Annotated in this window: 29 protein-coding genes and 2 tRNA genes; 20 read left to right on the plus strand and 11 right to left on the minus strand. The window is 47.2% G+C overall.

Going from position 1 to position 20735, the window contains the following annotated elements; all coding sequences use genetic code 11:
* The first annotated feature begins 19 nt into the window (after positions 1–19).
* From TRQ2_RS05870 to TRQ2_RS05895, 6 genes are read left to right on the plus strand one after another with little or no spacing between them, the layout of a single operon-like run.
* On the plus strand, positions 20–898 hold the full coding sequence (locus TRQ2_RS05870; protein WP_012310973.1) for a YicC/YloC family endoribonuclease: 879 nt from the start codon (positions 20–22) through the stop codon (positions 896–898).
* Between the two features lie 12 nt (positions 899–910).
* Entirely contained in the window at positions 911–1189 is a 279-nt protein-coding gene (locus TRQ2_RS05875) for a DUF370 domain-containing protein (protein WP_004082206.1), read from the plus strand.
* An 11-nt stretch (positions 1190–1200) separates the two neighbouring features.
* A complete protein-coding gene (gmk, locus tag TRQ2_RS05880; protein ID WP_012310974.1) occupies positions 1201–1824 on the plus strand; it encodes a guanylate kinase in 624 nt (207 codons plus the stop codon).
* Positions 1809–2048, plus strand: a complete 240-nt coding sequence (locus TRQ2_RS05885; RefSeq protein ID WP_004082204.1) for a DNA-directed RNA polymerase subunit omega — start codon at positions 1809–1811, stop codon at positions 2046–2048. The genes gmk and TRQ2_RS05885 overlap by 16 nt, the downstream gene beginning before the upstream one ends.
* 2 nt (positions 2049–2050) lie before the next feature.
* Positions 2051–3235, plus strand: coding sequence for a bifunctional phosphopantothenoylcysteine decarboxylase/phosphopantothenate--cysteine ligase CoaBC (gene coaBC / locus TRQ2_RS05890; protein ID WP_012310975.1), 1185 nt, complete (start codon positions 2051–2053; stop codon positions 3233–3235).
* Positions 3198–4346, plus strand: a complete 1149-nt coding sequence (locus tag TRQ2_RS05895) for a L,D-transpeptidase family protein (RefSeq protein WP_012310976.1) — start codon at positions 3198–3200, stop codon at positions 4344–4346. The genes coaBC and TRQ2_RS05895 overlap by 38 nt, the downstream gene beginning before the upstream one ends.
* Positions 4347–4376: 30 nt before the next feature.
* Here the strand turns inward: TRQ2_RS05895 and TRQ2_RS05900 are convergent, their stop codons facing one another.
* The 3 genes from TRQ2_RS05900 to TRQ2_RS05910 all read right to left on the minus strand — a co-directional run bounded on the left by TRQ2_RS05900 (position 4377) and on the right by TRQ2_RS05910 (position 5322).
* Complete coding sequence (locus TRQ2_RS05900) at positions 4377–4751, minus strand: S1 RNA-binding domain-containing protein (RefSeq protein ID WP_012310977.1); 375 nt, start codon at positions 4749–4751, stop codon at positions 4377–4379.
* A 33-nt stretch (positions 4752–4784) separates the two neighbouring features.
* Positions 4785–5000: a 50S ribosomal protein L31 gene (gene rpmE / locus TRQ2_RS05905; protein WP_008194646.1), complete on the minus strand. Its 216-nt coding sequence runs from the start codon at positions 4998–5000 to the stop codon at positions 4785–4787.
* A gap of 121 nt (positions 5001–5121) precedes the next feature.
* Positions 5122–5322: a cold shock domain-containing protein gene (locus TRQ2_RS05910; protein ID WP_011943539.1), complete on the minus strand. Its 201-nt coding sequence runs from the start codon at positions 5320–5322 to the stop codon at positions 5122–5124.
* A gap of 146 nt (positions 5323–5468) precedes the next feature.
* On the opposite strand from TRQ2_RS05910, the gene TRQ2_RS05915 reads away from it, so the two are divergent.
* The 4 genes from TRQ2_RS05915 (at position 5469) to TRQ2_RS05925 (ending at position 8474) form a co-directional block, all read left to right on the plus strand.
* Positions 5469–7166, plus strand: coding sequence for an HD domain-containing phosphohydrolase (locus tag TRQ2_RS05915; protein WP_012310978.1), 1698 nt, complete (start codon positions 5469–5471; stop codon positions 7164–7166).
* A 73-nt stretch (positions 7167–7239) separates the two neighbouring features.
* Positions 7240–7455: a DUF5320 domain-containing protein gene (locus TRQ2_RS05920; RefSeq protein WP_011943537.1), complete on the plus strand. Its 216-nt coding sequence runs from the start codon at positions 7240–7242 to the stop codon at positions 7453–7455.
* Positions 7456–7460: 5 nt separating this feature from the next.
* A complete protein-coding gene (locus TRQ2_RS09645; protein WP_011943536.1) occupies positions 7461–7658 on the plus strand; it encodes a DUF5320 domain-containing protein in 198 nt (65 codons plus the stop codon).
* Positions 7659–7706: 48 nt separating this feature from the next.
* Positions 7707–8474, plus strand: a complete 768-nt coding sequence (locus TRQ2_RS05925) for an MBL fold metallo-hydrolase (RefSeq protein ID WP_011943535.1) — start codon at positions 7707–7709, stop codon at positions 8472–8474.
* Here the strand turns inward: TRQ2_RS05925 and TRQ2_RS05930 are convergent.
* Genes TRQ2_RS05930 through TRQ2_RS05950 form a run of 5 tightly spaced genes read right to left on the minus strand, consistent with a single transcriptional unit; the run spans position 8431 to position 12224 of the window.
* Positions 8431–8913 (minus strand): HD-GYP domain-containing protein, encoded by a 483-nt coding sequence (locus TRQ2_RS05930; RefSeq protein ID WP_041434334.1) that lies wholly within the window; start codon positions 8911–8913, stop codon positions 8431–8433. The genes TRQ2_RS05925 and TRQ2_RS05930 overlap by 44 nt on opposite strands.
* Positions 8898–10094 (minus strand): RNA-guided endonuclease TnpB family protein, encoded by a 1197-nt coding sequence (locus TRQ2_RS05935; protein WP_012310979.1) that lies wholly within the window; start codon positions 10092–10094, stop codon positions 8898–8900. The genes TRQ2_RS05930 and TRQ2_RS05935 overlap by 16 nt, the downstream gene beginning before the upstream one ends.
* Before the next feature lie 50 nt (positions 10095–10144).
* A complete protein-coding gene (locus TRQ2_RS05940) occupies positions 10145–10978 on the minus strand; it encodes a hypothetical protein (protein WP_038033068.1) in 834 nt (277 codons plus the stop codon).
* A gap of 21 nt (positions 10979–10999) precedes the next feature.
* Positions 11000–11506, minus strand: coding sequence for a DUF996 domain-containing protein (locus TRQ2_RS05945; protein ID WP_012310980.1), 507 nt, complete (start codon positions 11504–11506; stop codon positions 11000–11002).
* A 4-nt stretch (positions 11507–11510) separates the two neighbouring features.
* Positions 11511–12224 carry a YdcF family protein gene (locus TRQ2_RS05950; protein WP_012310981.1) on the minus strand — a complete coding sequence of 238 codons (714 nt, stop codon included), beginning with the start codon at positions 12222–12224 and terminating at the stop codon, positions 11511–11513.
* A 62-nt stretch (positions 12225–12286) separates the two neighbouring features.
* Between TRQ2_RS05950 and TRQ2_RS05955 the strand changes: the two genes are divergently transcribed.
* Positions 12287–13444 carry a flagellar hook-length control protein FliK gene (locus tag TRQ2_RS05955; protein ID WP_012310982.1) on the plus strand — a complete coding sequence of 386 codons (1158 nt, stop codon included), beginning with the start codon at positions 12287–12289 and terminating at the stop codon, positions 13442–13444.
* The gene (locus tag TRQ2_RS05960; RefSeq protein WP_011943653.1) at positions 13431–13691 is read left to right on the plus strand and encodes a FlhB-like flagellar biosynthesis protein; all 261 of its coding nucleotides are present in this window, start codon (positions 13431–13433) and stop codon (positions 13689–13691) included. Before TRQ2_RS05955 ends, TRQ2_RS05960 begins: the two co-directional genes overlap by 14 nt.
* 31 nt (positions 13692–13722) lie before the next feature.
* Here the strand turns inward: TRQ2_RS05960 and TRQ2_RS05965 are convergent.
* Positions 13723–13799, minus strand: a tRNA-Pro gene (locus tag TRQ2_RS05965).
* 168 nt (positions 13800–13967) lie between these two features.
* On the opposite strand from TRQ2_RS05965, the gene TRQ2_RS05970 reads away from it, so the two are divergent.
* Positions 13968–14042: transfer RNA gene (locus tag TRQ2_RS05970), tRNA-Glu, on the plus strand.
* A 297-nt stretch (positions 14043–14339) separates the two neighbouring features.
* Positions 14340–14468, plus strand: coding sequence for a hypothetical protein (locus TRQ2_RS10010; RefSeq protein WP_255346197.1), 129 nt, complete (start codon positions 14340–14342; stop codon positions 14466–14468).
* Here the strand turns inward: TRQ2_RS10010 and TRQ2_RS05980 are convergent, their stop codons facing one another.
* Positions 14469–14960 carry a DUF192 domain-containing protein gene (locus TRQ2_RS05980; protein ID WP_012310983.1) on the minus strand — a complete coding sequence of 164 codons (492 nt, stop codon included), beginning with the start codon at positions 14958–14960 and terminating at the stop codon, positions 14469–14471. It abuts the gene before it with no gap.
* Positions 14960–16294, minus strand: a complete 1335-nt coding sequence (gene xylA, locus TRQ2_RS05985) for a xylose isomerase (RefSeq protein ID WP_012310984.1) — start codon at positions 16292–16294, stop codon at positions 14960–14962. Before xylA ends, TRQ2_RS05980 begins: the two co-directional genes overlap by 1 nt.
* 104 nt (positions 16295–16398) lie before the next feature.
* Here xylA and TRQ2_RS05990 point away from each other — a divergent pair, with 104 nt between their 5' ends.
* From TRQ2_RS05990 to def, 6 genes are read left to right on the plus strand one after another with little or no spacing between them, the layout of a single operon-like run.
* Positions 16399–17589: a M20 family metallo-hydrolase gene (locus TRQ2_RS05990; protein ID WP_012310985.1), complete on the plus strand. Its 1191-nt coding sequence runs from the start codon at positions 16399–16401 to the stop codon at positions 17587–17589.
* A 5-nt stretch (positions 17590–17594) separates the two neighbouring features.
* A complete protein-coding gene (locus tag TRQ2_RS05995) occupies positions 17595–18146 on the plus strand; it encodes a HAMP domain-containing sensor histidine kinase (RefSeq protein WP_012310986.1) in 552 nt (183 codons plus the stop codon).
* Entirely contained in the window at positions 18139–18771 is a 633-nt protein-coding gene (locus TRQ2_RS06000; protein ID WP_012310987.1) for a class I SAM-dependent methyltransferase, read from the plus strand. The genes TRQ2_RS05995 and TRQ2_RS06000 overlap by 8 nt, the downstream gene beginning before the upstream one ends.
* Positions 18752–19531, plus strand: a complete 780-nt coding sequence (ecfA1, locus tag TRQ2_RS06005; protein ID WP_012310988.1) for an energy-coupling factor ABC transporter ATP-binding protein EcfA1 — start codon at positions 18752–18754, stop codon at positions 19529–19531. Before TRQ2_RS06000 ends, ecfA1 begins: the two co-directional genes overlap by 20 nt.
* A complete protein-coding gene (gene surE / locus TRQ2_RS06010; RefSeq protein WP_012310989.1) occupies positions 19491–20234 on the plus strand; it encodes a 5'/3'-nucleotidase SurE in 744 nt (247 codons plus the stop codon). The genes ecfA1 and surE overlap by 41 nt, the downstream gene beginning before the upstream one ends.
* Complete coding sequence (gene def, locus TRQ2_RS06015; RefSeq protein WP_012310990.1) at positions 20234–20728, plus strand: peptide deformylase; 495 nt, start codon at positions 20234–20236, stop codon at positions 20726–20728. Before surE ends, def begins: the two co-directional genes overlap by 1 nt.
* The last annotated feature ends 7 nt before the right edge of the window (positions 20729–20735 follow it).

The following is a 20735-nucleotide window of genomic DNA, read 5'->3' on the forward strand; positions in this document are numbered from 1 at the left end:
CCAGAAGGGGGAATATCTGGTGATAAAAAGCATGACCGGCTTCAGCAGAGTCGAAAAGGTGTCTGGTCCCTATCAGTTCAGAGTCGAGATGAAGTCTTTGAATTCGAAAGGCCTGAACATCATAAACCAGTTGCCCGGATACCTTTCCATGAAAGAGTTAGAGCTGAACAACCTCGTTCAGGAGTACGTGAGCAGAGGAAAAGTTCAAACTCGAGTTCAGGTGAAGTTCCTGGAGCCTCCCAAGGTGCTCGAAATAGACAAAAACGTTGTCAGGGCGTATTATTCGATGCTCGATGAGATAGTCGGGGAACTTTCTCTTCCTGAACCTGTGAAGCTCTCGGACCTTCTGAACTTCAGGGAAGTCTTTCGAATAGAGCTTTCGGACGAGGAAATAGAAAATATCTGGAACCATCTGGTTCCCATTCTCAGAGAGGCCTTGGAAAAGCTCGTTGAGGAAAGAAAAAAAGAGGGTCAAAAAATAGGTGCGGATCTGAAGAGGATCCTGGAAGATCTTTCGTCTCGAGTTGAAGAAATAGAAAAAATCTCTGATCAGCTTCCCGCACTTTACCGCGAAAAGATAAAGGAAGAAGTGGAGAAGATCCTTCCACAGGATGTCTCCGTGAAAGAAGACATTCTGGAGAATCACGTGGCTTTCATGGCCACCAAAGTCGACATAAGAGAAGAGATCACTCGGCTTAGAAGTCACATAAAAAGATCTCTTGAGCTGATAGAAAGCGACGAATCGGTCGGAATGAATCTGGATTTTCTCGGTCAGGAGATGTTGAGGGAGTTGAACACAATCCTTTCCAAGTCCATTTCCGGTGAGATAACCAGCCTTGCTCTCGAGGGGAAGGTACTGGTTTCTCAATTCAGGGAGCAGATTCAGAATGTTGAGTGAGGGGGAGAAAGAATGTACGGTCTGATCAACATCGGTTTTGGAAATGTGGTGGCGGGTGACCGTGTGATCGCTATCGTGAACCCTGAGTCCTCTCCTTTGAAGAGGATGAAAGACGAGGCGAAGCTTGAAGGAAAGCTCATCGATGCTACATATGGAAGAAAAACAAGATCGATCATCATCACGGACAGTAACCATATCATTCTGAGTGCCATTCAGCCGGAAACGATCGCTCAGAGATTCATGGAGAACTTCTACGAGATAGAAAGAGTGTTGAGAGAAACGAAAAAATAGGAGTGTGATCAATGAAAGGACAGCTTTTCGTCATCTGTGGTCCTTCCGGTGCGGGGAAAACCAGTATAATCAAAGAAGTTCTCAGAAGACTGGACAACGTAGTTTTCTCCGTTTCCTGCACGACGAGACCGAAGCGCCCTCACGAGGAGGATGGCAAGGATTATTTCTTCATCACGGAAGAAGAGTTTTTGAAGCGCGTCGAAAGAGGAGAATTCCTCGAGTGGGCCCGCGTCCACGGCCATCTCTACGGGACCCTTCGCTCCTTTGTGGAATCTCACATCAACGAAGGAAAGGATGTTGTACTCGACATAGACGTTCAGGGTGCTCTCTCGGTAAAGAAGAAATACTCAAACACGGTGTTCATTTACGTGGCTCCTCCATCCTATGCGGATCTGAGGGAACGTATCCTCAAAAGGGGAACGGAGAAAGAAGCAGACGTGCTTGTAAGACTCGAAAACGCCAAGTGGGAGCTCATGTTCATGGATGAGTTCGATTACATCGTTGTAAACGAAAATCTCGAAGATGCTGTAGAGATGGTCGTGTCGATTGTGAGGTCCGAGAGAGCGAAAGTCACCAGAAATCAAGACAAGATAGAACGGTTCAAGATGGAGGTGAAAGGATGGAAAAAATTGTGAAGTTCGACCTCAAGTACGATGAACTGCTTAAGAAGATACCCTACAAGTACGCCATACCTGTTGTTGTGGCAAAGCGTGCTGAAGCGATCAGAGAATACGCCAGGCCGTTTGTGATTACAGACGACGAAAATTATGTTAGCATCGCCTTCATGGAGCTCAGCCTGAACTACATCAGGATCAAAAACGAGGAGATACTGAAAGCGCTCATTCCGAAGGTGAAGTGAGGATGAGGATAGTACTCGGTGTCAGCAGCGGCATAGCGATATACAAAGCCGTGGACCTGGCAAGTAAGTTGAGAAAAGAAGGTCACGAACTTCACGTGGTGATGACACCGGACGCCACCAGAATGATTTCTCCGGTGGTGTTTTCAGCTGTTGGAAACTGTTCCGTGTACCACGACTGGATGGATGTCAGGAACGGCTGGATCCCGCACACCGAACTTTCCAGAACGACAGACGTGCTCGTTGTTGCCCCCGCAACCGCGAACACCATTTCAAAGATCGCAAACGGAATAGCGGACAATCTTCTCACACTCGTCGCTCTCGCTTTTGATAAAGACGCGAAGATTCTCGTTCCCACGATGAATTACCGTATGTACAGCAACAAACTGTTTCAAGAGAATCTTGAAAAGCTAAAAAACAACGGCTGGTTCGTTGTGGAACCCGAAGAAGGCCATCTCGCGTGCGGTGAGGTCGGAAAGGGAAGATATCCGGAGAACGAGAAGATAGTCGAAGCGGTACACCTTTTGACTTTTCCAAAGAAGCTCGCCGGAAAAAAGGTTCTTATCACCGCGGGACCAACAAGAGAGCGTATAGACGCTGTGAGGTTCATCACTAACGCGAGTTCAGGAAAGATGGGATACGCGCTGGCAACTGTCGCAAAGAGGATGGGAGCTCGTGTTTCTCTTGTATCCGGCCCAACGTCTTTGAAACCACCTTACTATGTGGATGAATTTGTGAAAGTAGAAAGTGCTGAAGAGATGTACGAAGAGGTGATGAAGAGATTCGAAGATACAGACATCGTGATAATGAACGCCGCCGTGGGAGATTACAGGCCGAAGAAGGTCTTTGAAGGAAAGCTGAAGAAAACAGAGAACGATCTCGTTCTCCATCTCGAAAGAACAAAAGATATTCTCAAAGAACTCGGACAGAGAAAGTCGCATCAGATTCTTGTGGGATTCGCGGCTGAGGTGGAAAATTTCGAAGAGAACGCTGTGAAAAAGCTGAGAGAGAAGAATCTGGATTTGCTCGTGCTGAACGATGCCCGGAAAGCGTTCTCTTCCGACAGAGTGGAGGTCTACATATACGGAAGAGACGGTTTCATCAAAAGGATTGATGAAGATGACAAGATTCGTGTGGCTTGCATTATTCTTGATGTTGTTTCAAACCTTGCTGGCGGATCACCTTCTTGAACTGAAGAGCGTTTCTGAAGATCACGTGACTCTCTCCGTAAAAAAACTCTACGAAGGAGAAATAACGACCTTTCTTCTCTACTCCCCGGCGGGATTTGTGTTTCCTGAAAAAGTGAAAAACAGCGATTACACCTTCGAGGTGGATTTCGAAGGCCCCTTCTTTCCAATTGTTGAAGGTGTGAATTCTTTCGGGAAGAGGATGTACCGTGTGGCACCTCAGGTTTTGAGGGTACCTCTGGAGAAACCCGAAACAAGAGTGATCTCGGACATAAAAAACGGAGAAGTTCTGGTGTACGTGTTCATTCAGTCTCCAGAAGGTGTGGTACCTGTCTCGTTAAACCTGGAGGGAAAGAGATTCAGATTCTTCAACCTGGAAGGGAAGTGGATCTGCGTCTTCAAGTCCTTTCTCGAAGATGGTGCGCACGAACTGGAAATTACTTTCAACGGTCCATACGGTTACACCTTCAGCTTGAAGAAAGAAATCTACGTTATAAAACGCGTTGCGGTACCTATGAGGGGAGAAGATGGCGCTTTCGACTACACTGTGTTTGCCGAGCACGTTGTGAAGAGAGGAGAAACACTCTGGAGCATAGCCAATCAATACGGTGTGAGAGTTGGAGACATCGTTTTGATAAACCGCCTGGAAGATCCCGACAGGATAGTGGCTGGTCAGGTTTTGAAGATCGGAAGGGTCTATTTCCGGGAGAATCCAGTCACAATAGTTGTGAATCTGTTTTCATCTAAGCTCGCTCTTTACTACGATGGTGTCCTGCTCAAAGTTTATCCCGTGGCCCTTGGAAGGAGCGACACCACGCCTCCGGGACGTTACTGGATTCTCAGAAAAGAGATAGATCCTGCCCTTTACTGGTTTGGGGAGTACATATCTCCTAGAACCCCTCTCAACGGACTCGGAACAAGGTATCTGCAGTTATCGAATCCCACGTATGCGATACACGGCACCTCAAAACCGTGGGAAATAGGAAAAAGGATCTCGCACGGTTGTATCAGGATGTTCAACAGAGATGTGGAAGAAATCGACGCTTTCGCTGGTGTTGGAACGGAAGTTGTAGTGGTAAAGGAAGATAAAGAATTTCCAGAAAGGATCTATTAAAAAATAAAAGCGGGGATCACCCCCGCTTTTTTACCATGCGCTTCTTCTGCCTTTTTTCTCGAGTCTTTTCTTGTATTCGGAAAGCTTCTGACTGCTTTCTTTCAAGAATCTGGATAGCTTCTTCTCGAAATCCGCATTTTTCTTCTCTTCCGATTTCTCACTTGTCTTTGGTGTTTCTTCTTCAAGATCTTTCAGGGAAAGTTCCCAACCGCCGTTTCTGGCTCTTCCTATTACCTTCGCGGATATCTCCTGTCCCTCATGAAGATAATCTTCGATTCTTTTCACATAGTTTTTGGAGATCTTGGAAATGTGAATAAATCCTCTTTCCCCCCCTTCGATATCCACGAAGGCTCCGTACCTCACGATCTTAGAAACCTTTCCCTTTACAAGTTCACCAACTTTCACAAAAAACCCTCCTCACAAAAGTGATATTGCCTCTCAATAGTTGTCTCCGTACTTTCTTCTGAACTTCTCCACTCTACCCTCCGTGTCCACTATGAGAACGCCACCTTTTCCACCGGAGGTGTAGAACGGATGGCATTTGGAACACACGTCGATTCTTATATTGTCAACCGTCGTGTAAAAAGTATGCTCAGCACCACACGCACACTTAACAGTTACGAGCTTCATCTCTGGATGTATTCCCTTTTTCACCGTGTCCTCACCTCTCCATGAATATTATTACGTCTCACATGCCAAATGGTACCATATGTGAGACCAAAAATCAAGTGGAGAAAGAAAATTTAAGCCCCCAGGCGGGGGCTGATTCGTCTCTTTACTGAACCACTTTCACGTGCGCTGCCTGTGGACCTTTCTTGCCTTCCTGAATCTCGAACTCGACGACCTGGCCTTCCTTCAGAGTTTTGAAACCTTCCATTTCGATGGCTGACCAGTGTACGAACACGTCTCCTCCTTCGTCCTTTGTAATGAATCCGTAGCCCTTCTTGGCATCGAACCACTTAACCTTTCCTCTCATAACACATGCCTCCTTAACAAAAGATGGTACTGATCAATCATAACACTTCGTAGATGGATATGTCAAGATGTATTGAATTCCAATCCCCAAAATGGGATGTACTTTCTGTCTTGTGTAGTAAAATAAGAACATCGAGGGGTGATGATGTGGCACCGAGAAAATTGAGCGATATCATAAGAAGCTTTGTTTACAAGAAAAATCTGATTTTCATTTTTCTTCTATCGTTCGTGATAGCTGTTTTTGTTTTTATAGTAACCTACTACATTGACCAAAAAGACTGGCTCGAAAAGATCACCCTTGTTTCGAACGAGTGGGAAAGGACAATCGATCACTATTACGATGTCCTCAATTTCTTTGCAGATCGTAGTAAGGATTTTGAAAACCCCAAAACGATCCTTGAGGTTTTAAAACAGATTCGTGAGCATTTCGGAGATTATTCATCTTACCCCATTTTTGCTACTCCGGATGGCACTTACTACATATATCCCCTTTACACGTTTCCTCCCGATTTCGACCCAAGGGAGAGACCCTGGTATAAAGTTGCTGTCGAGAACCCCAACTCTGCTGTGATTACCCCGCCCTTCACTCACAGGATTCTCGGTGTCGTCACTTTCGCCATTTCAAGGGCAATCTTTGACGAACGTGGAAACCTTCTCGGTGTTCTTGGAATCGATATCGTTCCATCAAAGGTGATGAAAGATCTTCTGCAGCCGGGCATGTACGTTCTCTCAGAAGATGGAACGGTTCTTCTTCAAAACGGTGAAATTCATGTGAAACTCGATCCCGAAGACTTCGAATCGACAGATCACGGTGCGAAAATAAGCATGTCTGGTGTTGCATTTTTCAGAAAAACGGGATCCACGGTCTTTGTGATCCAGGTACCGCTTCTTGTTTTTCTGAGGAATTCTCTTCTTCACTTGGGTTATGTTATAGGGTTAGCCTTCATAATTTCTTTCCCGATCGTTCGAAGAGTGTCTAAGTTGATCGACAGGGAACTCAGAATTCCACTCGAAGTGTTCTCGAAAGCTTCAAAAGAGTACCTGCGTTCCAGAATCTTTGATCTTGGAGATGTATCCTCAAACATCCTGGAGATCAACCAGCTCATCGATGAAGTCTCCGATATGATCACCATCATTGAATCCCAGAGAGAAGAGCTCGAAGCATCTTACGAGGAGCTCGAAGCGTCTTACTCTGAACTTCAAAAGATGGCACAGGAGATAGAGGAAAAAAGCCGAGCTGTCGAAGAAGCGTACGAATTTTTCACCTACAAACTGGTGGATATCGTTGAAGGTTTCGACGAGCCAACTGGAAACCACGTCAGAAGAGTTCAGGAACTGTCGAAGTTTTTCGCCGAAGAGATGGGTCTCGATGAGGATCTTGTTCACAAAATATATCTGTACGCTCCGCTCCACGACATTGGAAAGATAAAGGTCCCCAAGGAGATTTTGAACAAAAAGGGAAAGCTCACGGCAGAAGAATGGGAAATCATGAAGAAGCACACAATTTGGGGTGGAGAGCTACTCTCAGGCAGAAAAGAACTGGAAGTTGCAAGAAACATAGCTCTCTACCACCATGAAAGTTACGACGGAACGGGCTATCCATTCGGCCTGAAAGACGACGAGATCCCCATAGAAGCGCAGATCGTCAAGATAGTTGATGTTTACGATGCCCTGCGCTCAGAAAGACCTTACAAAAAAGCTTTGTCCCATGAAGAGGCCGTCAGGGTGATTCTCGAGGGAGATGGAAGAACCTCACCGTCAAATTTTCATCCCAAGCTGATCGAGATTTTCAGAGAAAAACACGAAAAGATCAAAGAAATCTGGGAACAAACATACAGTGAATAAGTGATGCTGGAAGTCGAAAACAGCTTGACTTTTCCTCATATATATGTAAAATACATATATAGGAGGTGAGAATATGTGGTGGGGCAGAGGATACGGATGGAGAAAAGGCTGGGGCTGGCGAGGAGGATTCGGTTTTGGAGGAGGGCCATGGTGGGCTTACTACGATTACCCTCCAGTGCCACCTTCTCCTGAAGAGAAAAAAGAAATGCTTCTGGATTACAAAAGATACCTGGAAGAAGAGCTCAGATACGTTGAAGAGAGACTGAAAGAGCTTGAAAACAGGAAGTGAGTGGTATGCCGAGGCTCGACGGAACGGGCCCGATGGGACTTGGGCCGATGACGGGCAGAGGTCTCGGATGGTGCAGGTTCGGTGGTAGCTGGGCAAGACCCTGGAGATGGTGGAGAGGTTTTGGTTATGGATGGAGAAGAGGATGGCCATTTGGAATGGGCCTTGCCCGGAGACATGGAAGAGGATGGAGAGGCTGGTGGTAATATGAAGGGGGTATCAACCCCCTTCAGTTTTTGAGCGGAGGGAAAAAGATGCGAATACACGTTCTGTGTGATGATTCATCTCAAAATGGATTTGAAAGCGAACACGGTTTTTCTGTTCTTGTGGATTCCGTTCTTTTCGATACGGGGAAATCCGATGTGTTTCTCAAAAACGCGCGAAAGCTGGGAATTGATCTTCCAAAGGACGTGCTCATCAGTCATGGTCACTACGATCACGCGGGGGGTCTTTTGTATCTTTCAGGAAAAAGAGTGTGGCTCAGAAAAGAAGCCCTGGATCCGAAGTATTCCGGAGAAAGATACGCAGGAGCCGACTGGAATGAAATATTCAAGAAGAACACAGGGAAGCTCGTGATCGAAAAGATCACCGAGATCGGGAAAAACATGTTCCTTCTGGGACCAGCGAATCTGAGAGGAAAGGTCCCCACAGGAGACTTCTTCGTTGAGAGAAACGGTGAGAGGCGAAAAGATCTCTTCGAGGACGAACAGACTCTGGTTGTGAGAACAAAGGAAGGTCTGGTTGTCATAACTGGGTGTTCTCACCGCGGGATCGACAACATTCTCCTCGACATCGCGGAGACCTTCAACGAGCGCATCAAAATGGTAATGGGAGGCTTCCATCTTCTGAAATCTTCCGATGATGAGATAGAGAAAATCGTGAAGGTTTTCAACGAGCTTGGAGTTGAAACCGTGGTCCCCTGTCACTGCACGGGTGAAAGAGCAGTTGATATCTTCAAAAGAGAATTCCTCGGAAAAATCATGGATTGCTACGCGGGTTTGAAACTTGAGGTTTCAGCCTGACGAACGCCGAAAGATATTTTTCAAGGATTCCCACGACCTCTTGATCGAGAGGCATTTTCTTCATGAGAGCTACAGCGTCTTCTGGCTTCATAGCTTTTCTGTAGGGCCTGTCGCTGGTAAGGGCGTCGAACACATCCGCTACCGCTAAAATCCTGGCAAGGAGCGGTATCTCTCCATCTTTCAAACCGAAAGGATATCCAGAACCATCCATCCTTTCGTGATGGTATAGAACCACAGGGACAGCGAAGGACAGCTCCGGATATTCCCTCAATATGTCTGCACCAACGATGGAGTGTTTTTTGATTTCCTCGAATTCTTCATCTGTGAGCTTTCCGGGTTTGTTCAAGATGTGTTCTGGTACAGCGATCTTTCCTATTTGACCTCCTCCCAATCCCCTGAAGGGGATGGGACTTTTGGTGGCTCTCAGGCCACCTTCCATGGAGCCAAAGATGCTCCATGGCCACAGAGGTGTGGATGAAACCTCACACCTCTGACGGGGGCCAAGCCCGCTACTACCTGGCCTGTGCCAGGATACCTTTTCCAGATGTTGATTGCTCCAACTCCGTCCCTGTGATACTCAAAACCGCAGGCTTTGCAGTGGTATCTTCTTCCGTTCGGATTGTTCTTTGCACCACAGACAGGACACGTCTTGCTTGTATTCGCTTCTGAGATGAGTTTCACTTCGATTCCGAACTGCTCTGCTTTGTACCTTATCATCTCGATGAGTTTTCTGAACTGCCACTGGTGGATCTTTTGGTTCGCGTTGTCGCTGTAGTCTGCTCTTTCTCTGATCCCTGTGACGTCTCCTATCACGATGGTTCTGATTTGTTTTCTGAGGCACAGTCCGATGAAGTTACTTGTGATCTTGTGCATGATGTCGTTGATCTGGTTTCTGAGCCGTCTCAGGGCTCTTTTCTTTGCACTAACAAGCTTGTTGTACCTTCTTGATCCCTTCTTGCACTCTGCTATGGCAGACTGAAAACTTGCAAGGCGTTTGTTTCGATAGCGAAGAGTGCTGCTGAGGACTCCTCCGTGGTAGCTGATGACTTCTTTTCCATCAAAGCACGTGATGGGACGGAGCACTCCAAGGTCGACCGCCATAACACCAGAGCCAGCATTCTTCTCTTCAATCTCCACCTCTATCGCAAGGTGGAGATAGTATCCATCTTCAAAGACAAGTCTTGCCTGTTTGATGCGAAGGGGAGGTTTGAGAGGTGTTTGTACAACAAATGATTCTCGTTCTTTGCCCAAAGACAGTCTTAGGGTACCGTCTGGCAGAAGTTTTACAGCGCTTTCTTTCCATATGAACGGCAGATAGCGTTTTTTCTTGTGGGGAGGTTTTGCATCTTGATTCTTTTTGGCTGCTTTGAAGTACCCTTTGAGGGCTTGAAAGTAGAGCTGAACAAATGCCTGCTTTGAATGGACGTGGATTTTGATGTTTTCTGCCCAGCGGAGGATGTATTTGTCTGCGGCAGGCCAGGACAGCCAGAAGCCTTTCTTTTGGTGTATCTTTTGCACGAGAGACATCGTTTTGTTGTAGATTCTTGCTGCTGTGCGGTTGAGTTCTTCGCATGTTTGACTCAGGTGTCTTGGTACGGCGAGTTTGTAGGTTCGTATCACACGTGTCCGGGCATTTTCCCACTCCTCGTGCTAATTGTAACACAGTTGAACTACAACAACCACTTACTATCCCCCTGAAGGGGGATAGCTTGCGTGGTTGGGGTTCTGTCATGGAGTCGGCCTGCTATTCCAAGCTCTTTCAGTTCTTTCTTGTTAAGTCCCAATTTCTTTCCTAAGAGAACAGCGATTCTCGAAGTGTATTCCGGGTGAAGGGCTGTGTAGTGATCTTTCTTGTCGATAATTTTGATCAGTCTTTCGAGCCCTTCTGTTTCATAGTGAAACTTCAAAATAGACCTCACAAAAATGGAGCGAATGATGAGTATAATTGCGAGTCCTCCAAGTGAACTCCAGAAAGAAGCTGCAAACCATTTATTGCCGGGCTTACTCTTGTACTCTAAACCCCAGAACGTCTTCTTTCCTCCCTTTCGAAACTCCACAGAAGCACCGATTGAGTTCAAAATACTGGCCACATCCCATTCTACATACGCTGTCCTGTCAGCTATCATTTCTTCCCCCATGCTGTCGTATATTTTGAACAGTGCCCAGAGTCTTTCCCCATCCGATTCCACTCTGTAGTATTCTTCTTCGAAACTCGGGGGTTGATTAAGGATCTTTATTTCTTTGATGTGTGGATCTAAAGACTTTATTTCCTCAAAGGCTTCTTCGTTGAATTCTTCATCGTTTTTTTCTATCGCTTCTTTCAGTTCTGTCCACTGAAAGTATCCACTCGATACGAGATCTACAGACCGCTGAACGATAGTTTTGAAAACCTCGAGTTGATAGTCTTCCAGTTTCTTCTGGTAGTGGATTTGAACAAAAGCCACTCCAAAGAAAATGAGCATTGCGACGACTAAGAAAATCCATTTGTAACGTTTCAGATACAAAAATCATCCCCCCGAGTTTTTTCAAGCCGCTTCTTCGGATGGTTTTGAGAAAAAGCCAACTATCGCGAGAATATCACCCACGAACATGAGTATGAAACCCACCCCGAAAACAACAAGAAGGATCGCTCCCCATTTGTAGAAAGACGCGGCGGTGTTGAAGACTGAGATTTTCAAACTCTCGGCGAGCATCCTGTAGGCTTTCACCTTGTAAACGAGGGCTATTATTCCAAGAACAACGATGGTTACGAAGCCGGCTAAGGTCACACCACCAGCGAACAGACCGCCCGCGAAGAGTGAAGCAACGAGTGAAACAGAGAAGATCACAGAAACGATCAACAGCAAAACAGCGGGTATCAAGAGGTAGTTGAAGATTCTTCTTTCCCCCACTTGCTGTGAAATGTTGTATATGCCGATGAGAAACAGTATGAGCCCCACAAGAGAAAAGATCCACCCTACCACCGGCACCGCACCGAACAGTTTGAATATCATCCCTACCCCCGCTAACGTTTTCGCAGTGGAAAGATTCATCGTATCACCTCCACCTGAAATTGTACCAGACAAGACCGATCCACTCGTAGATGGCCCGTGAATTCAGATAGAAAGAGGTGGCATTCGGAAGGAAATCTACGAACTCCGGATCTCCAAAGTAGAATCCAGCGGGGTACGGTGTCACACTCTGGAAAAAACTTTTGAAAGTGAAAACAGCCCTTCTCATGTGGATCGAATCGGTTACCAGAATGATGGGCACATCTCCTATTTTTTCCCTCGTGAAAAAGGCGTTTTCGTACGTGTTTCTCGATCTGTCTTCAACGGTGATCTTCTCCTCGGGAACACCCAGCGAAACAAGGTAGTCTTTCATTATCATCGCTTCCGGCCTCAGCCCGGTTAGGCTACCACCGGTTACGAGTATAGGCATTTTTGTCTTCTGGTAGATCTGTACACCTGTCAGAAGCCTTCTCAGAGTGGCATCGCTGAGGTTGTCACCCGCCTTCGTGTTTCTTTCCACACCACCACCGAGAACAACGATCACAGCATCGTTTGGAAGCGTTGCAGGAACATCGAGGTTTTTCTCGAGAGACCAGAGAAAGAGAAACTCCCCCACGTAACTGCTGAAAAGATACGCGGTCACTGCCAAAGCCAAGAGGAACCATCTTGCTTTTTTGAAAAAGAAACTCCCCACGATCAACAGGAGTATGAAAAGACCGGGTGTTACCAGAAATGCTCCGATGATTTTTTGAAGGAACATCCTTCCACCTCCACGTTTATGATTTTAAACGACTGTCGATAATCATAGGGGGAGGATGAAGAATGGACGTCTGGAAAGTCCTGGGAAGATACAGCAACGTACTCGTTCTCTCGAGGAAAAACAGCATCCTCATCCTCGAGATAAACGGTAAGGCACCGAAGCCGGGAGAGAGTGTGAGAGTCTGGAACAACAAGGTTATGACCGGAAAGGAGCTCAAAGCGAGGCTCCTGGCGCACTTCGATGAAGAACTCTCCCTCAAGGTTCTCAAAGTGCCGGGTCTTCTGGAGTTCTTGCACGACATTTCCCGCGGGTTTGATAAGAAGTACGTTCACTTCGTGAAGTTGTTCATGAAGTACCTCGTTCCATCTCGATTCCTCAAGATGAACGATGAAGAAAAGAAGATCATAATGAAATCTCTTCCTGAGGTTTTCGAGTCAGGACCTTCCAGCTTTCGAATCAGGTTTTCCGTCAAGAGCTTCTTTGAGTACGTTCAAAAGAACTTTCCAATCAATCGGAATATAGACGAAGAGGCTCTCAGAAGAACATTCACTTTGAAAAGACCCATCTTTTCCACCGAAGAGTACGATGTCTATCAGGTGAATGAACCGCTCTCTAAGGGATTCGTAGGTAAGAACTACATGGCACTGCCTTTCTCTGGAAAGTACCAGATTGTTGTTTTCAGAAGGAGAAACTTTCCGTTTGTCGAATTCAAACTCAAAGAGGAGCCGGATCTGACCTTCTTTGAAGATTTTGTGAACGACAAAGTAGCGGTTGAGAAAAGAGAAAACGGCTGGGTCCTCATCTGGAAAGACAGAGAAATGATGGAGTTTGAACTTTTAGACAAAGAACTCCTCCCAAGACCTGAAAAACTGGTGGACGATGACCTCTTAGATGCCGTCTTTCTTTTGAACAGCCTTCTGGAAGAAAACGTCAGGTTCGCTTCAATGCCTTCTTTCGGCATTCAGGAAATGTGGTGGGAGAAAGACAACAATAGAGTGATCCTTGTTGTTAACTCTGTGCGGTTCGGCAGGGTCGTTGCCGACGTGATTTTGGAAGGCAGATCCCTTTCGGTGAAATTCTACGCTGAAAAGAATTCGGAGGAATTGTCTGCTCACAGCGAAGAGCTTCAGAAGGAATTCGAAAGATTGGGATTGATCGCGCACGTCTTCTTTTTGAGAAAGGATCCCATGAACTGGGAGGGATTCAATGCATACGGATGAGATAAAAAAAGCAGTGGCTTTGAAATACGATCCCTCCAGAACGAGTGCACCTGAGGTTGTGGCAAAGGGTGTGGGTGAAGTTGCAGAAAGGATAATCGAGGTGGCCAAAAGGTATGGCATACCAATAGAAGAAAGGCCGGATATCATAGACGATCTTTTGAGACTTGATCTTTTCTCAGAGATTCCTGAAGAGATGTACCTTGTAATCGCTGAGATATACGCCTTTCTGAAAAGATACGACAAATGAAAAGAGGTCCCCGAACGTGGGGACCTCTGCGTGGTCGGGGCGACTGGACTTGAACCAGCGACCTCTTGCGCCCCATGCAAGCGCGCTAGCCACCTGCGCCACGCCCCGCCGTTTTTATATTTTATCACAGGATGTGAAGATTTCAACCCTTATGGATTTTCAGTCTGGAGATCGGGATTTGATCTTTTGTAGAGCTGTCAGATGTGGTGGTATCTGGAAAAGTTTAACTCCCCCACTTGATTTTCTTTCTGATATGGTTTAAAATTACCCTTGGATGGCCCCATAGGATAACGGCCAGTCCGCCGGATTCTCAGTCCGGAGGTCGGGGTTCGATTCCCCGTGGGGCTGCCAGATGAAATAGCAGAAGTGTAAAGGGATGCCAAAGGCATCCCTGTTTTTGTTTTACCAGTGATTCTCCAAAAAACACTTTTTCTGTGATCTACATTCCAAGCGATTTCAAACGACTCATGTGGACAGAAGGCTGGCAGTATCTCTACTATGTGTTTCGGGCAAGTTTCTTTATGCCTGCAACCATCACATCGATCGAAATCGAGGGAATAACAGAATACAACACAAAGTTCATCCCATTTCTCCTTAACAACAAGCCAGATTTTGTTGAAGTGCACGACGGAGGATGAAACGACCACGGTGGTTCAGTGGCCGATGATATCGGTGGATGGAAAGTACTACTTCTTCTCGCTGGACATCGTACAAAAGGATGAAGGAACCGAAGTTAGACTGTACCCAAAGACACAGCCTTTAGAGTCTATATTGTGATCATTTCTCTATTGAAACCCTGCTTCCCACGCCGAATCTGTGCCTTTCAAAGAAGCCTTTCTTCACCTCGAGAGCGTACCTGAAAGGGCCTGGTGCGTAGTAGATCTTGCAGGGTTCCTCTTTGCACGGCTCCATCTCCTGAATGGAGAATATGACACCGTTTCTGTCTATGAAAGCGATTTCAAGGGGAACGTACGTGTTCTTCATCCAGAAACCCGAGCGGGTGTCCTCTTCAAAAACAAAGAGCATCCCGAAATCGTCCGGGATGCTCTTTCTGTACATCAGACCAATGGAGCGAAGGGTAGGGGTGTTCGCTATTTCCACATCCAGTTTGAGTGACTTTTCACCATCTGTGATCACAATTTTTCCTTTTGGGAACTTCACCCTGTCGCTCTGTCCAGATGCAACGACTACAACAACTATTCCGATCGTGATCAGAAGCGGCAGAAGAAACTTTTGAAGTCTCAAGAAAAGGGGTCTCAAACCCCACATCACCTCAGTTCTGCTATTGTCTTCACTATGTAGCTGTTGAGCAGGCTTTCGAGGTACTCCTGCTTTCCAGATGGAAGTTCGATATCTTCTTTGTCTATTATATACTCTTCGAGTTTTTCGAAATCGGTTTTTCCTTCTACGATCTCTTTTCCGATACCTTCTTTGAAGCTTCTGTATTTTTCCTCGATGAACTTGTCAAATACTCCGTCTTTCGCGAGTTTGTATGCTATCTTGAAGCCGAGGGCGAAGGTGTCCATTCCTGCGATGTGACCGATGAAGAGATCTTCTACCTTGTAGGAAGCCCTCCTCACCTTCGCGTCGAAGTTGAGGCCACCTTTTGTGAATCCTCCTGCTTTTATCACTTCGTACATGGCAAGTGTTGTGTCGTAGATGTTCGTTGGGAACTGGTCGGTGTCCCAGCCGAGCAGGAGATCTCCCTGGTTGGCGTCGATGCTTCCGAGTTTTCCGAGGATCCTTGCCATCCTCAGTTCGTGCTGGAAGGTGTGGCCGGCAAGCGTCGCGTGGTTTGCTTCGATGTTGAACTTGAAGTACTCATCAAGGCCGTGGTTCTTCAGGAAAGCGTAGGCCGTTGCCACATCGAAATCGTACTGGTGCTTGGTGGGTTCTTTCGGCTTGGGTTCTATGAGGAACTGTCCGGTGAAGCCGATCTTCTTTGCGTACTCTACTGCCATTCTGAGAAATCTCGCGAGATTTTCGAGTTCCAGCCCGAGATCTGTGTTTAGGAGTGTCTCATAGCCTTCTCTTCCACCCCAGAAGACGTAGCCTTCTCCTCCTAGTTCTTTTGTGATCTCGAGGGCTTTCTTCACCTGGGCTGCCGCGTAGGCAAAGACATCCGCACTGCAGGTCGTCGCGGCGCCGTGCATGTACCTCGGATGGGAGAACAGATTCGCCGTTCCCCAGAGGAGTTTCACGTTGCTGTCCTTCATTCTTTCCTTTATTCTTTCCACCACTTTGTCCAGTATCTTGTTTGTCTCTCTGAGCGTTTTTCCTTCGGGAGCGATGTCTCTGTCGTGGAAACAGAAGTACTCGATGTTGAGCTTTTCGCAGAACTCGAAGAGAGCGTCCACCCTCGCAAAAGCTTTGTCCATGGGATCGGAGAACCTGTTCCATGGGCGTTCAGCGGTTGGATCTCCAAACGGATCTCTTCCCTCGTTCACGAAGGTGTGCCAGAAGGCGACGGAAAACTTCAGGTGATCCTTGAGAGGCTTTCCATCGATCACCTCGTTCGGATCGTAGAACTTGAACGCCAGCGGATTCGTGCTTTCCTTACCTTCAAACTGAATCTTTGGGATTTCTGGGAAAAATTCCATCATGTAAACACCTCCCTAAATTTTTTCTATCAATCAATTATATACAATCTTGGGGTATCATTTCAAATATTTTTTTAGGATATACTTGAATCTGGGAGGTGTTTTCAATGGAGATCACAAAAAGAATAGAAGAACTCGGAGAAGAAATGGTGGAGTCCCTGAAAAAATTCATCTCCATCAATTCGGTGAATCCCGCCTTTGGAGGCCCAGGAGAGAAAGAAAAGGCCGACTGGCTCGAAGGTCTCCTCAGGGATTTCGGTTTCGAGGTCGAACGCTACGATGTGAAAGACGATAGGGGCATATGGCGATCGAACGTTGTAGCAAAGATTCCAGGAAGAAACAGAGAAAAAACGCTTTGGATCGTGACTCACATCGATACCGTACCACCGGGAGATCTCTCTTTGTGGGAGACGGATCCTTTCGTGCCCGTTGTGAAAGACGGGAAGGTTTACGGTAGGGGAGCCGAAGACAACGGAGGTTCCATGATAGCCTCCATATACGCTGGGAAGGTCCTCATCGACCTTGGTATCACTCCTGAGTACAACTTCGGTCTTGCGCTCGTCGCCGACGAGGAGGCAGGAAGCGGATATGGAATCCAATATCTGATAGAAAAAGGGTTGTTCAGCCCAGAAGACATGTTCCTGGTCCCGGATGCCGGAAACGAAAAGGGAGACTTCATCGAGATCGCAGAGAAGAGTATCCTGTGGTTCAAAGTGACGGTGAACGGAAAACAGGGACACGCTTCAAGACCGAGGACAACGGAGAACGCTCTCAGAAAAGGTGCGTATCTCATAGCGGAGATAGATGAAGCGCTTCACAGGAAATACTCCGATATAGACGAACTCTTCGATGAACCGCTCAGCACGTTCGAACCCACTCGAGCTGAAAAAACTGTGGACAACGTGAACACCGTTCCCGGCAGGTTCGTTTTTTACTTTGACTGCAGGGTTCTGCCCCGCTACGATCTCAACGAAGTGCTGTCCACCATCGAGTCGATTCTAGACGGAAGAGGTGCAGAGCTGGAGGTCGTTGTGAAACAGCCCGCACCCAAGCCAACTCCACCCGATTCGGAACTCGTGGTGAAACTTTCCGATGTTTTGAGAAGTCTAAGAGGGCTGGAAGCGAAAGTGGGAGGTATAGGTGGAGGCACCTGCGCCGCGTTCTTCAGAAAGAAAGGCTGGCCCGCTGTCGTCTGGAGCACAATAGACGGGACTGCTCATCAGCCCAACGAGTACCGAAGAATATCGCACATGGTGGAAGATGCGAAGGTGTTCGCACTTCTCGGAACTGAGAGGTGAATCGATTGCTCAGAACGATCGCCGATCACCTCATGGATGTCGCGCAAAACGCCGTGAAAGCGGGAGCAAAGAATATAAAGATAGAGATAGAAGAGACCGATGAATGGTTCAGTTTCGTCGTGGAAGACGACGGACCGGGGATAGAGAATCCAGAGAGGGTGTTCGATCCCTTCTTCACCACAAGGGATCCCAGGCTGAGAAAAGTGGGGCTCGGTCTTCCATTTTTGAAACAGGCCGCGGAACAGACGGGAGGATTCGTTAAATTACACACAGAAAGAGGAAAGGGAACGAGAGTGGAAGCGCGGTTCAATCTGAAAAGTGTGGATTGCCAGCCGGTTGGGGATGTAGCCGGAGCACTCGCGAGTCTCATTCTTTCTGATCCCGATGTGAACTGGTACATCATCAGAAAGAAGAATGGAGACGGTTATGAGATAAATACCATCGAACTGAAGCAGAAGGGACTCTGGGACCCGGAGAACCCCAGTTTTGCAGCTTTTCTTTTCGAAACTCTAGAGAGTCTTGAGAGAGAATTGAAAGGAGGTGAAAACAATGAGTGAAAAATTCGAACACTACTACACGGTGGAACCCACATCGAAGCTGAAGGTCAGAGAAGCGAGACTCGTTTTGAAAAACGGCCATGAATACATTTTCAAAACACCTTCCGGTGTGTATTCTTACGGAAAGATAGACAAAGCCACGCAGGTGCTCCTTGAAAACCTGAAAGTTCACGGAAAGAAGGTGCTCGATCTTGGATGCGGCTACGGTGTGATAGGAATCGTCCTGAAAAAAGAATATCCGGATCTTGAAGTTTACATGAGCGACATAAACAAGCGCGCAGTGGAATTCGCCAAGATAAACGCGAAGAATCACAACGTCGAAGTCGATATAAGGTGGGGAAATCTCTACGAGCCGTGGGAAGGTATGAAGTTCGACATGATCGTGAGCAATCCTCCGATCGTTGCAGGAAAGAAAGTCTGGATGGAAATAGTGAAGAGTGCCCCCGAGTTCCTTGAAGAAGGCGGAAGCCTTCAGATCGTCGCTTACCACAACAAAGGTGGCAGAAGGATCAGAGATTTCATGAAAGAGGTTTTCGGGAACGTGGAGGAGCTCTGCAAAACCGGTGGAATAAGGGTTTACAGATCCGTGAAGGGATTGAAAGAAGATGAAGATAACGCTGAATAGCGTTTCCTTCAGATACAACGGAGACTACGTTTTGAAGGACGTGAACGCCGAGTTCGAAACGGGGAAGATCTACGTTGTGGTGGGAAAAAACGGCTCCGGGAAGACCACCCTTTTGAAGATCCTCGCAGGACTCCTGGAAGCCGAGGGAGAGATTTTCCTGGACGGTTCACCAGCGGATCCGTTTCTTTTGAGAAAGAACGTGGGCTACGTCTTCCAGAATCCGTCTTCACAGATCATAGGTGCCACCGTGGAGGAGGACGTGGCCTTTTCGCTGGAGATACTGGGGCTCGACGAGGGCGAAATGAGAAAGAGAATAAAGAAGGTCCTGGAACTGGTGGGACTCTCCGGTCTCGAAAAGGAAGACCCGCTGAGCCTTTCAGGAGGACAGAAACAGAGACTTGCAATCGCCTCGATGCTCGCTCGAGACACACACTTTCTCGCTTTAGATGAGCCGGTTTCCATGCTGGACCCTCCCTCTCAGAGGGAGATATTTCAGGTGCTCGAGAGCCTCAAGAATGAAGGAAAGGGAATAATACTGGTAACACACGAGCTGGAGTATCTGGATGATATGGACTTCATACTCCACATCTCGAATGGTACAATCGATTTCTGTGGAAGCTGGGAGGAATTCGTGGAGAGAGAGTTCGACGATGTGGAGATTCCTTTCAAGTGGAAACTCTGGAAGAAATGTGGGAAGATAAACCTGTGGGAGGATCGGTATGAGAATTCTGGTAACCAACGACGACGGGATACAGTCTAAGGGTATCATCGTCCTCGCAGAGCTTCTTTCTGAGGAACACGAGGTTTTCGTGGTGGCTCCAGATAAAGAAAGGAGCGCAACCGGTCACAGCATCACCATACACGTTCCGCTCTGGATGAAGAAGGTTTTCATCTCAGAGAGGGTGGTTGCGTACTCCACCACAGGAACGCCCGCGGACTGTGTGAAACTCGCCTACAACGTGATCATGGATAAAAGGGTCGATCTCATCGTGAGTGGTGTGAACAGGGGACCCAATATGGGCATGGATATTCTCTATTCTGGGACGGTCTCGGGTGCGATGGAAGGTGCCATGATGAACATTCCTTCGATCGCAATATCGAGTGCTAACTACGAGAGTCCCGATTTCGAGGGAGCGGCACGTTTTCTGATCGACTTTCTGAAAGAATTCGACTTCTCACTCCTCGATCCTTTCACCATGCTGAACATAAACGTGCCTGCTGGTGAGATAAAGGGATGGAGATTCACAAGGCAGAGCAGAAGAAGGTGGAACGATTACTTCGAAGAGAGAGTCTCACCCTTTGGGGAGAAGTACTACTGGATGATGGGAGAGGTCATCGAAGACGACGATAGAGACGATGTTGACTACAAGGCGGTTAGAGAAGGGTACGTCTCCATCACTCCGATACATCCCTTCCTCACGAACGAAACGTGTCTGAAGAAGTTAAGGGAGGTGTACGACTGATGTACAGAATAAGAGTCTTTGGAGATCCCGTTTTGAGAAAGAGGGCAAAACCCGTCACGAAGTTCGACGATAACCTGAAAAAGACCATAGAGAGAATGATAGAGACGATGTATCACTACGACGGTGTGGGACTCGCGGCACCGCAGGTTGGAATATCTCAGAGGTTCTTCGTCATGGACGTTGGAAATGGCCCGGTTGCCGTGATAAATCCGGAGATTCTTGAAATCGATCCAGAAACTGAAGTAGCAGAAGAGGGGTGCCTCAGCTTTCCCGAGATCTTCGTCGAGATAGAAAGGAGCAAAAGAATAAAGGTCAAATACCAGAACACAAGGGGAGAATACGTGGAAGAAGAACTGGAAGGTTACGCTGCAAGGGTTTTTCAGCACGAGTTCGATCATCTGAACGGAGTTTTGATCATCGATCGAATCAGTCCAGCAAAGCGCCTTTTGCTCAGAAAGAAACTCATGGACATAGCAAGAACCGTTAAGAGATGAGGAGGGA

The organism is Thermotoga sp. RQ2, from assembly GCF_000019625.1.
Lineage (GTDB): Bacteria > Thermotogota > Thermotogae > Thermotogales > Thermotogaceae > Thermotoga > Thermotoga maritima.

What these genes read in the sequence shown, in the direction of transcription:
- TRQ2_RS05955 (WP_012310982.1), top strand. Translation starts at nt 12,287, where the DNA reads ATGGACGTCTGGAAAGTCCTGGGAAGATACAGCAACGTACTCGTTCTC.
- TRQ2_RS05910 (WP_011943539.1), bottom strand. Translation starts at nt 5,322, where the DNA reads ATGAGAGGAAAGGTTAAGTGGTTCGATGCCAAGAAGGGCTACGGATTC.
- TRQ2_RS05980 (WP_012310983.1), bottom strand. Translation starts at nt 14,960, where the DNA reads ATGTGGGGTTTGAGACCCCTTTTCTTGAGACTTCAAAAGTTTCTTCTG.
- TRQ2_RS05925 (WP_011943535.1), top strand. Translation starts at nt 7,707, where the DNA reads ATGCGAATACACGTTCTGTGTGATGATTCATCTCAAAATGGATTTGAA.
- xylA (WP_012310984.1), bottom strand. Translation starts at nt 16,294, where the DNA reads ATGATGGAATTTTTCCCAGAAATCCCAAAGATTCAGTTTGAAGGTAAG.
- TRQ2_RS05990 (WP_012310985.1), top strand. Translation starts at nt 16,399, where the DNA reads ATGGAGATCACAAAAAGAATAGAAGAACTCGGAGAAGAAATGGTGGAG.
- TRQ2_RS05930 (WP_041434334.1), bottom strand. Translation starts at nt 8,913, where the DNA reads ATGGAAGGTGGCCTGAGAGCCACCAAAAGTCCCATCCCCTTCAGGGGA.
- coaBC (WP_012310975.1), top strand. Translation starts at nt 2,051, where the DNA reads ATGAGGATAGTACTCGGTGTCAGCAGCGGCATAGCGATATACAAAGCC.
- def (WP_012310990.1), top strand. Translation starts at nt 20,234, where the DNA reads ATGTACAGAATAAGAGTCTTTGGAGATCCCGTTTTGAGAAAGAGGGCA.
- TRQ2_RS05950 (WP_012310981.1), bottom strand. Translation starts at nt 12,224, where the DNA reads ATGTTCCTTCAAAAAATCATCGGAGCATTTCTGGTAACACCCGGTCTT.
- TRQ2_RS05960 (WP_011943653.1), top strand. Translation starts at nt 13,431, where the DNA reads ATGCATACGGATGAGATAAAAAAAGCAGTGGCTTTGAAATACGATCCC.
- TRQ2_RS05920 (WP_011943537.1), top strand. Translation starts at nt 7,240, where the DNA reads ATGTGGTGGGGCAGAGGATACGGATGGAGAAAAGGCTGGGGCTGGCGA.
- TRQ2_RS05885 (WP_004082204.1), top strand. Translation starts at nt 1,809, where the DNA reads ATGGAAAAAATTGTGAAGTTCGACCTCAAGTACGATGAACTGCTTAAG.
- TRQ2_RS09645 (WP_011943536.1), top strand. Translation starts at nt 7,461, where the DNA reads ATGCCGAGGCTCGACGGAACGGGCCCGATGGGACTTGGGCCGATGACG.
- TRQ2_RS05945 (WP_012310980.1), bottom strand. Translation starts at nt 11,506, where the DNA reads ATGAATCTTTCCACTGCGAAAACGTTAGCGGGGGTAGGGATGATATTC.
- ecfA1 (WP_012310988.1), top strand. Translation starts at nt 18,752, where the DNA reads ATGAAGATAACGCTGAATAGCGTTTCCTTCAGATACAACGGAGACTAC.
- surE (WP_012310989.1), top strand. Translation starts at nt 19,491, where the DNA reads ATGAGAATTCTGGTAACCAACGACGACGGGATACAGTCTAAGGGTATC.
- TRQ2_RS05875 (WP_004082206.1), top strand. Translation starts at nt 911, where the DNA reads ATGTACGGTCTGATCAACATCGGTTTTGGAAATGTGGTGGCGGGTGAC.
- TRQ2_RS06000 (WP_012310987.1), top strand. Translation starts at nt 18,139, where the DNA reads ATGAGTGAAAAATTCGAACACTACTACACGGTGGAACCCACATCGAAG.
- gmk (WP_012310974.1), top strand. Translation starts at nt 1,201, where the DNA reads ATGAAAGGACAGCTTTTCGTCATCTGTGGTCCTTCCGGTGCGGGGAAA.
- TRQ2_RS05895 (WP_012310976.1), top strand. Translation starts at nt 3,198, where the DNA reads ATGTTGTTTCAAACCTTGCTGGCGGATCACCTTCTTGAACTGAAGAGC.